The 13,890-nt window shown below is 42.3% G+C and carries 11 protein-coding genes and 1 tRNA gene; 9 read left to right on the forward strand and 3 right to left on the reverse strand.

Going from position 1 to position 13,890, the window contains the following annotated elements; translation table 11 throughout:
* Positions 1-3 precede the first annotated feature (3 nt).
* The 6 genes from recA (at position 4) to rpe (ending at position 7,966) form a co-directional block, all read left to right on the forward strand.
* Positions 4-1,029 (forward strand): recombinase RecA, encoded by a 1,026-nt coding sequence (gene recA / locus HFD85_RS05880; protein ID WP_167606103.1) that lies wholly within the window; start codon positions 4-6, stop codon positions 1,027-1,029.
* 205 nt (positions 1,030-1,234) lie between these two features.
* Positions 1,235-3,655 carry a bifunctional aspartate kinase/homoserine dehydrogenase I gene (thrA, locus tag HFD85_RS05885; RefSeq protein WP_167606105.1) on the forward strand — a complete coding sequence of 807 codons (2,421 nt, stop codon included), beginning with the start codon at positions 1,235-1,237 and terminating at the stop codon, positions 3,653-3,655.
* Positions 3,656-3,665: 10 nt separating this feature from the next.
* On the forward strand, positions 3,666-4,877 hold the full coding sequence (locus HFD85_RS05890; RefSeq protein WP_167606108.1) for a cofactor-independent phosphoglycerate mutase: 1,212 nt from the start codon (positions 3,666-3,668) through the stop codon (positions 4,875-4,877).
* Between the two features lie 102 nt (positions 4,878-4,979).
* Positions 4,980-6,284: a threonine synthase gene (gene thrC, locus HFD85_RS05895; RefSeq protein WP_167606111.1), complete on the forward strand. Its 1,305-nt coding sequence runs from the start codon at positions 4,980-4,982 to the stop codon at positions 6,282-6,284.
* 154 nt (positions 6,285-6,438) lie between these two features.
* Positions 6,439-7,305, forward strand: a complete 867-nt coding sequence (locus HFD85_RS05900; protein WP_167606114.1) for a sigma-70 family RNA polymerase sigma factor — start codon at positions 6,439-6,441, stop codon at positions 7,303-7,305.
* Positions 7,306-7,315: 10 nt separating this feature from the next.
* Entirely contained in the window at positions 7,316-7,966 is a 651-nt protein-coding gene (rpe, locus tag HFD85_RS05905; protein ID WP_167606117.1) for a ribulose-phosphate 3-epimerase, read from the forward strand.
* Here the strand turns inward: rpe and HFD85_RS05910 are convergent.
* Both HFD85_RS05910 and feoB read right to left on the reverse strand, forming a co-directional pair.
* On the reverse strand, positions 7,946-8,200 hold the full coding sequence (locus HFD85_RS05910; RefSeq protein WP_167606119.1) for a hypothetical protein: 255 nt from the start codon (positions 8,198-8,200) through the stop codon (positions 7,946-7,948). The two genes, rpe and HFD85_RS05910, sit on opposite strands and share 21 nt — an antisense overlap.
* Positions 8,200-10,665 (reverse strand): ferrous iron transport protein B, encoded by a 2,466-nt coding sequence (gene feoB, locus HFD85_RS05915; RefSeq protein WP_167606122.1) that lies wholly within the window; start codon positions 10,663-10,665, stop codon positions 8,200-8,202. Before feoB ends, HFD85_RS05910 begins: the two co-directional genes overlap by 1 nt.
* A gap of 147 nt (positions 10,666-10,812) precedes the next feature.
* On the opposite strand from feoB, the gene HFD85_RS05920 reads away from it, so the two are divergent.
* From HFD85_RS05920 to HFD85_RS05930, 3 genes are all read left to right on the forward strand, one after another.
* Entirely contained in the window at positions 10,813-11,565 is a 753-nt protein-coding gene (locus tag HFD85_RS05920) for a hypothetical protein (RefSeq protein WP_167606125.1), read from the forward strand.
* Positions 11,546-11,848: a thiamine-binding protein gene (locus HFD85_RS05925; RefSeq protein ID WP_167606127.1), complete on the forward strand. Its 303-nt coding sequence runs from the start codon at positions 11,546-11,548 to the stop codon at positions 11,846-11,848. The genes HFD85_RS05920 and HFD85_RS05925 overlap by 20 nt, the downstream gene beginning before the upstream one ends.
* Before the next feature lie 72 nt (positions 11,849-11,920).
* Positions 11,921-11,994, forward strand: a tRNA-Arg gene (locus HFD85_RS05930).
* 254 nt (positions 11,995-12,248) lie between these two features.
* Here the strand turns inward: HFD85_RS05930 and HFD85_RS05935 are convergent.
* A complete protein-coding gene (locus HFD85_RS05935) occupies positions 12,249-13,877 on the reverse strand; it encodes a sulfatase family protein (protein WP_167606130.1) in 1,629 nt (542 codons plus the stop codon).
* Positions 13,878-13,890: the final 13 nt, after the last annotated feature.

Raw genomic sequence — 13,890 nt, forward strand, 5'->3', positions numbered from 1 at the left:
TAAATGACCAAAGAAGAAAAATCAGAAATGAATAAGGAAAAGCTGAAAGCGCTTCAGCTTACGATGGATAAAATTGAAAAAAGTTATGGAAAAGGTTCTATCATGCGAATGGGCGACCAGGGCGATGAAACAGTACCGGCCATATCATCAGGATCGATAGCACTTGATATTGCGTTAGGTGTTGGCGGTTTCCCAAAAGGAAGGGTTATTGAGATTTATGGCCCTGAATCGTCGGGTAAAACCACGCTGGCCATTCACGCGATTGCCGAGGCTCAGAAAGCCGGTGGCATTGCTGCCATTATCGATGCCGAGCATGCTTTCGATCCGTATTACGCCAAAAAACTCGGCGTAAATATCGACGAACTCTTGATTTCGCAGCCCGACAATGGTGAACAGGCGCTGGAAATTGCAGATAACCTGATTCGTTCGGGAGCACTCGATATTGTTGTGATCGACTCGGTTGCAGCCTTAACTCCAAAAGCCGAACTGGAAGGCGAGATGGGCGACTCGAAGATGGGATTGCAGGCACGTTTGATGTCGCAGGCGCTGCGTAAACTTACAGCCAACATCAACAAAACAAAAACCTGCTGTATTTTCATTAACCAGTTGCGCGAGAAAATTGGGGTAATGTTTGGAAACCCGGAAACAACAACCGGTGGTAACGCGCTGAAATTTTACGCTTCTGTTCGTTTGGATATCCGTCGCATTGGTCAGATTAAAGATGGCGAAGAAGTAAACGGAAACCATGTTCGTGTAAAAGTGGTGAAGAACAAAGTTGCTCCGCCATTCCGTAAAGCTGAATTCGATATTATGTACGGCGAAGGAATTTCCAAGTCGGGCGAGATCATCGATTTGGGTGTTGAGTTGAACATTATCAAAAAAAGCGGATCGTGGTTTAGCTATGGCGAAACCAAACTCGGACAGGGACGTGAAACCGTTCGTAACCTTATTATTGATAATCCTGAACTGGCCCACGAACTCGAAACTAAAATAGTTGAAACCATAACAGGAACCGTTACGACCGTTTAAGAGAAAAAACATAGACAGAATATACCGGGTGAATTGTTTCTGTCGATTCATCCGGTTTTTTTATAACCAAACTGTGAAACAGCAAAAATTCCGATCCGGGATTCCTAATTAACTAAGTATGAAATGAGCATCCGAAGGATTTCGCAATTTTTAATAACAAACAAGCGAATTACATCTGATGCCAAAAGATATTAATTATAATCAGATGAAAGTGTTGAAATTTGGCGGAACATCCGTAGGTTCTGCCGCAAACATCAAACGAGTTAAGGAGATCGTTCTTGGAGAAAAGGGCGATGTGATAGTAGTAGTTTCCGCATTAGGCGGAATAACCGATAAAATACTGACGGCAGCGAACAATGCTGCCACGGGTACAGGTGACTTTCATACTGAACTTACGGAAATCAGAACCAAACACGACGAAACACTTCATGAGCTTTTTAATGGTTCGGGAGCGATAAATGAAATTGTAGCAGATTTGCTCGATGAACTGGAGCAGATTCTTACAGGGATAACACTTGTTGGGGAATTAACTGCAAAAACACTCGACCGTATTGCCGGAATTGGAGAGCGGATCTCGTCGCATATTGTGGCTCAATTTATTGGGGCCGAAAGAAAGGACTCTTCAAAATTTATACGAACCGATAGTAATTTTGGAAAAGCTTCAGTTGATTTCGAAATTACCGATCAACAAATCCGTGATGCCTTTTCCGGTTTTAGCGGAATGGCAGTGGTTCCCGGATTTATTTCAAAAAACAACAAAGGCGAATTTACAACGCTGGGCCGTGGCGGATCAGATTTTACTGCCGCCATTATCGCAGCAGCACTCGATGCCGAAATACTGGAAATCTGGACGGATGTGAATGGTTTTATGACTGCCGATCCACGAGTGATCAGAAAAGCATACACCATTCCGGAACTGACCTATTCGGAGGCGATGGAATTATCGCATTTTGGTGCCAAGGTGATTTATCCGCCAACAATTTTGCCCGTCTATAAAAAGGGAATTCCTATTCTCATCAAAAATACTTTTGAACCCGAAAATCCGGGAACAAAAATCGTGAAGGGAGTTAAAAACGGATTCGACCGGCCTATCAAAGGGATTTCATCTATTTCAGGCATTACTCTGTTGACCATGCAGGGGATTGGTATGGTGGGAGTTACGGGTATTTCCATGCGATTGTTTACCGCACTGGCAAGTGTAAATGTGAATGTTATTTTGATTTCGCAGGCTTCTTCCGAAAACTCCATTAGTATTGCCATTGAAGAAAAGGCCATTGAAAAAGCGGAAACAGCTATTCGTGAAGAATTTGAAAAGGAAATTGCCAACGGACAAGTCAATAAAATTGAACTCGACAGCAATGTGTCGGTTGTGGCCATCGTAGGCGAAAATATGAAACATACCACCGGTATTGCCGGAAAACTTTTCTCCACCATCGGGAAAAGCGGGGTGAACATTATTGCTATTGCCCAGGGAGCTTCGGAGTTGAATATTTCGTGGGTAGTAAAAAACGATGAACTTCGGAAGACGCTTAACGTGGTTCACGAATCCTTCTTTTTGTCGGAATTTGTGGAGATCAACGTTTTTCTGATGGGAATTGGAACAGTTGGTGGCAACCTCCTGCAACAGTTGCAGCAGCAGCAGGAGCGCTTGCTGAAAGAGAAGCACCTGCGTGTAAAATTAACTGGCGTAGCTAATTCCAGAAAAATGGTTTTTAACCGCGAAGGAATTGACATTGCCGATTTCCACGAGCAGCTTGATAATTCGGACAAGACTTCCGGATTACAGGCTTTTGTCGATGAAATGGTGGAAATGAATATTTTCAACTCGGTTTTTGTCGACTGTACGGCTTCTGATGATGTGGCCGATTTGTACAAACAAATTCTGCGTGCCAATATCTCGGTGGTTACTGCCAATAAAGTAGCCGCATCATCGGCTTATTCCAATTATGCTGAGTTGAAAAAAATTGCGAAGCAAAAAGGTGTGAAGTTCCTGTTCGAAACAAATGTTGGAGCTGGACTTCCGATCATCAATACCTTGAACGACCTGGTTAATTCAGGCGACAAGATTCTAAAAATTGAAGCAGTACTCTCGGGAACCCTGAATTATATTTTTAATACCATTTCTGAAACGATACCATTTAGCCAAACCATAAAAATGGCGAAGGATGTGGGGTACTCAGAGCCCGATCCAAGAATTGATTTGAGTGGCGTTGATGTTGCGCGTAAAATATTAATACTTGCACGCGAATCAGGTTATGTTATTGAAATGGAAGATATCCAAATCGAACGCTTTGTTCCCGATTCGTTATTTGAAGGCACGTTGGACGAGTTCTGGAAGGGCATTCCTGCTTTGGACGCAGAATTCGAAGAACGAAGAAAAGTGCTGGAAGCCGGAAATAAAAAATGGCGTTTTGTTGCCCGTTTCGAAGATGGGAAAGCTTCTGCGGGATTGGAAGAAGTGGATGCGACACATCCGTTTTACGACCTCGAAGGAAGTAACAACCTGGTAATGTACACCACCGAACGTTACGATGAGTTCCCGATGCTGATCAAAGGATACGGGGCGGGTGCATCGGTTACTGCAGCCGGTGTATTTGCGGATTTGATCAAAGTGTCAAACATTTAAATCGAAGATCATGAAGTATATAATAATATTGGGTGATGGAATGTCGGATGAGCCTTTGGCTGCATACGGCAACAAAACACCGCTTCAAATGGCGAATAAGCCGCACATCGACTGGTTGGCAAAACATGGACAGTCGGGGATGTTGAAGACCGTTCCCGAAACCATGCATCCGGGAAGCGAAATTGCCAATATGGCTGTGTTGGGTTACGATGTAGAGAAGGTTTTCGAGGGCAGGGGAGTAATAGAAGCTGCCAGCATAGGAGTCGAACTCGAACCAGGCGATCTTGGAATGCGTTGTAATCTGATTTGTGTTGAAGGAGATATTCTTAAAAACCATTCAGCAGGCCATATTTCCAGTGAAGAAGCGGAGGTTATCATTCGTTTTTTGGACGAAAAACTGGGAAACGACAATGTGAAATTTTACCCCGGAGTTTCCTACCGGCATTTGCTGGTGATAAAAGGCGGAATTAAAGATTTTGCCTGTACGCCGCCGCATGATGTCCCCGGCACACCTTTTCGCGATGTGATGCCTGAATCAAAATCACCTGAGGCGCAAGCAACCTGCGACCTGGTTACTGAGCTGATCATGAAATCACAGGAGCTTTTAAAAGATCACCCGATCAACTTGAAAAGAAAAGAGGCAGGAAAAGATCCGGCCAACAGTATCTGGCCGTGGTCGCCGGGATATAAACCGGCCATGCCTACGTTAAAAGAAATGTTCGGTATCGAGAAATCGGCCGTAATTTCAGCAGTTGATCTCATTCAGGGGATTGGAGTTTATGCCGGAATGGATGTGATCAAGGTTGAAGGAGCAACCGGACTTTACGATACCAATTACGAAGGAAAAGCAAAGGCTGCTGTTGATGCTTTAAAAGACCACGACCTGGTTTACCTGCATATTGAAGCCAGTGATGAGGCCGGACATGAAGGTGATGTGGAACTAAAAACAAAAACCATTGAATACCTCGACGGGCGTGTAGTAAAATACATCCTCGAAGAAACAGCAAAAATGGAGGAAGAAGTGGCGATCGCCATCTTGCCCGATCATCCAACACCTTGTGCTTTAAAAACGCACACTCGTGAACCCGTTCCGTTTTCGATTTACAAACCAGGTAACCCGGCTGACGGCGTACAGGTATACGATGAATTCGATCCCAGGAAAGGCGTTTTGGGCTTACTCGAAGGCGACGAGTTTATTCGTGAATTTCTGGGACAGCGATAACCTGATTTTTGAATGCACAAATTAAATTAATGATATTTGTCATGTTTTAAAGATGGCGATCGGCTGAATTGTGCCAACTATACGATAGATTTGAACACTGTTATGAGATACTATAGTACCAATAAAAATACCCCGGAAGTTTCGTTGAAAGAAGCTGTGGTAAAGGGTCTGGCAGCCGATAACGGTTTGTTTATGCCCGAACGGATTGAAAAATTCGAGCCGGAGTTCTTCGAAACGATTGATCAGCTTTCATTTCAGGAAATTGCCTTTGAAGTTGCTTTAAGGTTCTTCGGAGAAGATGTGGAGCACGAGCATTTAAAAGAGATTGTTTACGATACGCTTCAATTCGATTGCCCGGTGGTTAAGGTCACCGATAAAATTTATTCCCTTGAGTTGTTTCACGGACCAACGCTGGCTTTTAAAGATGTTGGGGCACGTTTTATGGCGCGTCTGCTCAATTATTTCCTCGAGAAAAAGGAGCAGCTTGTAAATGTTTTGGTGGCAACTTCAGGCGATACCGGAAGTGCAGTTGCAAATGGATTTTTAGGAGTTGAAGGTATTCATGTTCATGTCCTCTATCCGAAAGGAAAAGTGAGCAAAATTCAGGAAGCGCAGTTTACCACGCTGGGGCAGAATATCACTGCATTGGAAGTAGAAGGAACATTCGATGATTGTCAGCACCTGGTAAAGACCGCCTTTTTGGATAAGGAACTGAATGAAAAAGTGATTCTGACATCGGCAAATTCAATCAATGTTGCACGTTTTCTTCCGCAGGCTTTTTATTATTTCAATGCCTATGCATGCCTAAAAGAAAGTGGTGTGCTGGAAGGGAAAGAACTGGTTGTTTCGGTGCCCAGTGGCAACTTTGGAAACTTGACAGCCGGTTTGATTGCTGCTGAAATGGGATTGCCTGTTAAACAGTTCATTGCTGCCAATAATGCTAACGATGTGGTTTTTGAATACCTCGAAACGGGGAAATACAATCCGAGGCCTTCAGTGGAAACCATTGCCAATGCCATGGATGTTGGAGCGCCCAGCAATTTTGCCCGTATTTTGGATTTATACGACCATTCGCATCAGCGGATTTCCGAAAAAATAAAAGGTTTCAGGTATTCCGACGAAACCATTCGAAAAGTGATTCTTGAGGTTTATCACGAAACAAGTTATCTCTGTGATCCTCATGGAGCTTGCGGCTATCAGTCGCTGGTTGAATACCTCGAAGGAAACCAGCTGGGCGTATTTTTGGAAACTGCACATCCGGCTAAATTCACTGAAACAGTGGAAGATGTGATTGGAAAAGGAAAAGTAGAACTACCGGATAAACTGGCTGCTTTTATGAAAGGAGAGAAGCAATCGATTAAACTGAATAAACAATACGAAGACTTTATGAATTATTTATTGGAGTAGTTTGTATTTTTTTGAAAATGAACAAATAAGGTCTTCGTCGGTTTTTAAATTAGAATTATAAACAGTGACATTCAGCTAAAAATTGAAATAGTATATTACATTTGTAATAGAAGAGTTTGTCAAAACTCGACCTAAATGTTAACGAAATCAAATTATGAGACAACTGAAAATTACCAAGCAGGTAACGAACCGCGATACCCTCTCGCTGGATAAGTACCTGCATGAAATCGGGAAGGTAGAGTTGTTGTCAGCGGAGAAGGAAGTTGAACTGGCCAAACGCATTAAAAAGGGAGACCGGGAAGCACTGGAAACACTGATCAAAGCGAATTTGAGATTTGTTGTTTCGGTTTCCAAGCAATACCAGAATCAAGGGCTTAGTCTACCCGATCTGATCAACGAAGGTAACCTGGGATTAATCAAAGCAGCCGAACGTTTCGACGAAACGCGTGGCTTCAAGTTTATTTCATACGCCGTTTGGTGGATTCGCCAATCTATTTTGCAGGCTCTGGCAGAACAGGCTCGAATTGTCCGTTTACCACTCAATAAAATAGGTTCGATCAACAAAATTAACAAGGCGTTTAATAAACTTGAACAGGAATTCCAGCGTGAACCTACCGTTGAGGAACTTGCTGAACTAATGGATATACGACCTGATCTGATTGAAGACTCAATGAATTCCTCAAATGTACATATATCAATGGATGCTCCTTTGCGCGAAGAAGAAGCCAACAATATGTACGATGTGATGATGAACGAAGATTCGCCAAAACCCGACGAAGATTTAATGGATAACTCTTTGCGTCAGGAAATTGAGCGATCTTTAGCAACATTGGGCGATCGTGAGGCTGAAATTCTTCGTTATTATTTCGGATTGAAAGGTTATCAGCAACATACGCTCGAAGAAATCGGCGATGAGTTTGGCCTTACCCGGGAGCGTGTTCGTCAGATTAAAGAAAAAGCAATTAAGAAGTTAAAAAACCAATACCGTAACCGATTACTCAAATCGTACCTCGGGAAATAAAACAATGCGAATGAAGCGATTGGTGGCACCCTCCATTCTATCAGCTGATTTTAACAACCTCGGAAAAGACATTGAACTGATCAACAGAAGTGAAGCGGATTATATTCATTTCGATGTGATGGACGGTGTTTTTGTTCCCAACATCTCTTTCGGTATCCCCGTAATTGAGCATGTAAACAAAATAGCAACAAAGCCGCTCGATGTGCATCTGATGATCGTAAATCCCGATCATTTTATCGAACCTTTTGTAAACGCAGGAGCATCAATCATAACTGTGCATTACGAGGCTTGTCAGCATTTGCACCGCACGGTTCAGCACATTAAATCGTTTGGCGTAAAGGCCAGTGTTTGTTTGAATCCGCATACTTCGGTTGAGTTCCTTCAGGATGTAATCGAAGACCTGGATATGGTGCTGCTGATGTCGGTGAATCCGGGATTCGGCGGTCAGGAATTTATCGAAAACACCTACAAAAAAGTAAGTCAGTTACGCAAATTGATCGACGACCGAGGTTCGGATTGTTTGATTGAAGTTGACGGAGGTGTGAATTATGAAACAGGTAAGAAACTGTACGAAGCAGGCGCAAATGTGCTGGTAGCAGGCAGTTTTGTATTTAAATCGGAAAATCCGGAAGCAATAATTTCAGGGTTGAAGCAACTTTGATTTCTGCTCCACCTTGGTACATTCTGCTCCATTCTTTTCAATAACCATTCGAGGCAAATCGCGAAGCTGGCATTCAGCCGAACAATCAGAACAGTTATGCGGGTGACTAACGGCCTTGCCTGAAACAGCTTTCTTTGCAGGTTTTTTACGGCGGAACCGTTTGGCAAATTTCATTACCGTAACCGTTACTGCTGCGCCAATAATCATGTATGTTATAATTTCCTGAATCATCATTATACTAACATATTACCGATATTGAAAACTACAAATGCCGCAACCCATGCCAGTGTAGTAGTATAAAGTACGGAAAAAGCAGCCCATTTCCACGATCCCGATTCATTTTTTATGGTAGCCACCACGCCGATACACGGGAAATAGATCAGAATAAAGATGAGGAAGGCCAAAGCAGTAGGTGTTGTAAATATCTTTTCTCCCACTCTTTTACCAGAAACGAACACTTCGTCGTTCAGTTTTTTCTGCAGACTGACTGTATTTTCATCATTTTCTGATTGATACAATACTCCCATCGTACTTACCACAATTTCTTTGGCTGGTAGTCCGGCTAACAAGGCGATACTCATTTTCCAGTCGAAACCAAGCGGCCGCATCACGGGTTCAATAACACGCCCCATTCTTCCCAGGTATGAATTAATCAGTCGGTCTGATTCCTGTTCGGTTTTTACCTGATTGATCTGCTCTTCTTTGTGGTTCTCATTGAGTTCTCTGTTATTTTCAATTTGCGCGATCTGTTCGGCAAACTGTGGCGATTTTTTTGTTTCGCGCGGGAAATATTCCAATGCCCAGATAATAATCACACCAAGCAGAATAATAGTACCAATTTTCTTGAGATAATGCTGAGTTTTATCCCACATGTGATAAAGCACGTTGCGTAACGTGGGTAAACGATAAGTGGGGAGCTCCATAACAAATGGAGTTTCCTTGTTTTTGAAAACTGTTTTGTTCAGGATTTGCGCCGTAAGAAAGGCAAAAATTATTCCCACTGCATATATGCCGATCAAAATCCACGCCTGGTTTTTTACAAAAAAGGCTGAGATAATCAGTATGTAAACGGGCAAACGCGCACTGCATGACATAAACGGTATGATCAGCATGGTCAGTATCCGGTCACCCTTGTTACGCATGGATCGGGTAGCTAAAATTGCCGGAACATTGCACCCAAATCCCATGATCATCGGAATAAACGAACGTCCGTGCAAGCCAAAACGGTGCATAATCGTGTCCATAATAAAAGCCGCACGTGCCATATAACCCGAGCCTTCCAGCAGCGAAATAAAGAAGAAGAGTATAAGAATGTTGGGCAGAAAAACCAGAACACTTCCCGTCCCGTTGATTATTCCGTCAACCAGCAAATCGTTCAGCATGCCTTCGGGCAAAACCTTACCAACAAAATCGCCGAGAGCGGCAACACCCGCATCAATCCAGTCCATAGGGTAGGCACCCACTTTAAAGGTTGTCCAGAACATGAAGAACAGTAAGCCGGTGAAAATAGGAAAACCCAAATACTTATGGGTAAGCACACTATCGATCTTCTCCGAGCGGGTTTTTTTCCCTTCTTCCGGATTGTTGTAAGTTTCCTTTAGTGCACCGGTTATAAAACTGTATTTGGCGTTGGTTACTACCGTTTCGCTGTCTTCGTTTTCAAGCAGCTCAATTTTTCTTATCTCCTTATTGGTGATCTCCTTAATGTCCTCGAAATTTTGGTAATTCGAGAGCAATTCAAGTATCTGCTTGTCTTTTTCGAGCAGTTTAATGGCAATAAAACGCGAAGATATTTTGTCGGTGATCGGCTTAAATTCTTTGACTTTTTGACGGATCAGTTTGATCGCCTCTTCAAGATCCTTTCCGTAATTGATGTGCACATGCCGCGAAACGGTGTCTTTACCTTCGAATACGTCGATGGCCTTATCAATTAAAGCATCAATTCCCTGTCCTTTTGAGCTTACGGTAGGTACAACCGGAATCCCGACAAGGCTGGCCAGTGCATCCTGATTCAGTTCCAGTTTATTTTTTTGCAGTTCGTCGAACATATTAAGCGCGATAACGGTGCGTAAATCCATGTCGATCAGCTGCGTTGTCAGAAACAGGCTGCGTTCGAGGTTGGTCGAATCCAACACATTAATAACGATGTCGGGAGTTTGCTCGTAGATAAATTTTCTAACGTAAATCTCTTCGGTTGAATAGGCCGTCAAACTGTAAGTTCCCGGCAGATCGTAAAAATTAAACGTATAGCCTTTTGATTTAAAAGTTGCTTTGTGAATATCAACAGTTACTCCGCTATAGTTTCCAACGCGTTCTTTCGAACCTGAAATAGCATTGAAAATGGTGGTCTTTCCACAGTTTGGATTTCCGACAAGTGCAATATTTATTGTACGTGATCGCTCCGACTGATTAATCAGATTAATGTTCCGATCGATCGTGCCTTCATAATTATTCCCCGAGTTGATCTCGAATTCATCAAGAGGAACCACCTCAATCATTTCGCACTCCGATTGCCGTAGCGATACGTTGTAGTTCAGTATCTTAAATTCAGTTGGGCCATTAAAGGGAGTTTTCTTGATTACTCTCACCTCTTTCCCCCGAACGAATCCCATTTCTGAAATTCTTTTTCGGAAGGATCCATGGCCCAGAATTTTGGTGATAATAACCGGATCGTTATGTGTAACCTCGCTTAATTTCACTGCTTCCCTTCGCCTTCTGTTTCTATATTTAAATTAAATAAAAATAAGCGAACAAAGATATTCAATTTTCACTCATTTAAAATAAATTCAAAATCTTCTTTACATAGTAAGGTCAAGTGGTTATTTTTGTTCAAAGATAGTTGAGGAATGGAGGAAGATAAATATTACCAGAACATACAAAAAGCATTCGAGGATTTGCCCGAAAACTTTAGCATTCTGGAAGAGCAGATCGATATCGAGGTTCAAATGAAATATTTTGAATATACGAAGGAGGCCACCCGGAAAGAAAATGCTGAAGCGTGTTTCGAGAACAGGGAGGAGCTTTTTGATGCGTCTGTAGGAGAGGAGAGGAAGAAGGAGATTTTAACGGCAATTGCGGTATACGACGATGTGAAAGCTTATCGTACGCTCGAGAAATTTGTTAAAGAATCGGACGGACCGTTGAAGCAGTGGGGAATACTCGCGCTTCAGGAAAGCCGAATGTTGATGCAAAGTTCGTTGCTCGACGAGCAGCAGGTTTTTATTTCAACCGGCCTTGGCGGAAAAGGAAAGAAACTACGGTATTTTACGGTTTTTATTAATGAAAATAGAGAAGAGTTGCTGACTGAAAGCCAGCAGAAACTGTTAAAAGACGAACTTGTTTTTGAATTGAAGAAACACGACGGTGTTTTCGAATCGATGGATTTTATGGAAGGTTTTTCATCGGGGCTGGTAATGTTACCGCTTCAGGTCGATATTAAGTCAGTGTTTCAGAATGTGATTTCAGAATGTAACCAATACGGTGGATTTTTGCAGGAAGATTTGATAATTACCAATGTTAAGGTTTTATCAAGAGGAGAGATTATTCAAATAATTCACCAGAAAAAAAACGAAGAAGATAATGAGTTGGACAGCGAATAAAATTAATGTAGCCATTCAGGTTTTGCCTGAAGCCGAAGGTAAAATTAAATATACTTTGGTAGATGAAGCCATTGTGGCTATCGAAAAATCGGGATTCAGGTATCAGGTTTGCCCTTTCGAAACGGTGGTTGAATGCACATTCGATGACCTGCCCGGCTTGATGAAAAGCATCCACGAAGCCTGTAAAGATGCGGGAACCGAGCGGATGCTGATGAATTTGAAAGTGCAGGTAAACTTTACCACTGATGTTACCATTGAGGACAAAATGGAAAAGTATTCTTAAATTGAAGTAATTTTTGTCGGTTTTTTACAAATTAGTTTTATATTTGCACCGCTTTTAAAGCAAACACGTTCCGGACCTGTAGCTTAATTGGATAGAGCACCTGACTACGGATCAGGAGGTTAGGGGTTCGAGTCCCTTCAGGTTCACTCAAAAATCAAAGAGTTGCAAGGTTAATTTCTTGCGACTCTTTTTTGTTTGCATTAAATAAGCTTCAAAAACAGGTGCCTTTAAAGGCTACGAAAATCCTTTTGAAATTTTAATAACTTTCTTAATGCTTTACCAAAGTTAACAGCACTACAACAAGCTATTAAAGCAATTGTGAATTATTTAAAGTAGCTTTTAATGTTAACAAAGAATTGTCAAGCAAATTCTGAAATAGAATATTTTTAGGCAACCAATGCTATTTAATCAGCCCTTTTTCTTTGTACAACTCTATAAAATGCTGGTCAAGTTCATCAGAATCTTTGTACTTCAAGCGAATATCCTTAAGCTTCTGTTTCATGGTAGCAGCAACTTCGGTGTAGGCCGGATCGTTATACACGCTGTTTAGTTCCAACGGATCTTTTTTGCGGTCGTACAGTTCCCATTCGTCGATGTCGTAATAAAAGTGCACCAATTTGTATTCTTTGGTCACAATTCCGTAGTGGCGTTTCACCATATGAAATCCCGGATATTCGTAGTACTGGTAGTAAACTGCATCTCGAGTCCAGGCAGCTGTATTGCCCAACAATAAAGGCATCAGACTTTCTCCCTGCATATCATCGGGCTGTTCAACACCGGCTGCGTCCAGAAAAGTTTGTGCAAAATCCAGGTTCTGCACCATTTCATCGGAAACCGAAGCGGGACTAATTTTCCCGGGCCACTTTACCAAAAGCGGAGTTTTAAACGATTCGTTGTAAATAAAGCGCTTATCAAACCAGCCGTGTTCACCCAAATAAAATCCCTGGTCGGAAGTATAAACAATAATGGTGTTTTTATCCAGCCCGGATTCTTCCAGGTGATCGAGCAGGCGACCAACATTTTCATCAACTGCAGCGATACATCCAAGGTAATCTTGCATATAACGCTGGTATTTCCAACGCAAAAACGCCGAATCATCCATACTTGGGTACATTTGTGCAAATTCCTCATTAATGGGGCCATATACCTCATCCCAGCTTTCTTTCTGCTCAGGGGTCAGCCTCTTGTATTTTTCATTGAAAACCCGTTTCCCCCAATCGCTGGGTTCTTTTATTTCAAGTTTATCTGCAACTTCCGGATAGATCTTGTTATCAGCCGAAACCGTCATGTGTTTAAGTAGATTCATTTCTGCTTCTTTGGCTGCTGTGCCTCTCCCTTCATAATCATCGAAAAGCGTAACAGGCTCGGGAAAAATTTTCTTTGTAAACTCACGATAATGGCGCTCGGCAGGAATCCATTCGCGGTGCGGTGCTTTGTGCAGATACATTAAAAAGAAGGGCTGATCGTCTTTTCTTCGGTGATCAAGCCAATCAATTGTCAAATCGGTGATTATGTCGGTAACATAACCCATAATTGTTGTATCGCCCTTGTTGGTAATAAACTGGGGATTATAATAGTCGCCCTGCCCCGGCAGAATCTTAAATTCATCGAAACCTTTTGGATTGTTCCCAAAATGCAGTTTGCCAAACATGGCGGTCTGGTAACCGGCATTGTGGAGTAGTTGAGGAAAAGTAATATTCGTGGTATCAAAAGGAAAGTTGTTATCGATCTTGCCGTTAATGTGCGTGTGCTTTCCTGTGAGGATGGTGGCTCTCGAAGGAGCACAAATGGAGTTGGTAACACAAGCATTGGTGAATAACATTCCTTCCTCTGCTATCCTATCTATGTTTGGTGTTTTTATGAGCTTGTCGGTATAAGCACTAATGGCCTGATAAGCGTGGTCATCGCTCATAATAAAAATAATGTTCGGGCGCTTGGGAGGTTCTGATTCTGAGTTGCACGAACTTAAAAGAATTAACAAAGCAATAATAGCCATAAGAAAGATCGGATGTTTTTCAATTTTCAACATGATATCACATTTT

This window comes from Maribellus sediminis, from assembly GCF_011799805.1.
Classification (GTDB): Bacteria; Bacteroidota; Bacteroidia; order Bacteroidales; family Prolixibacteraceae; genus Draconibacterium; species Draconibacterium sediminis_A.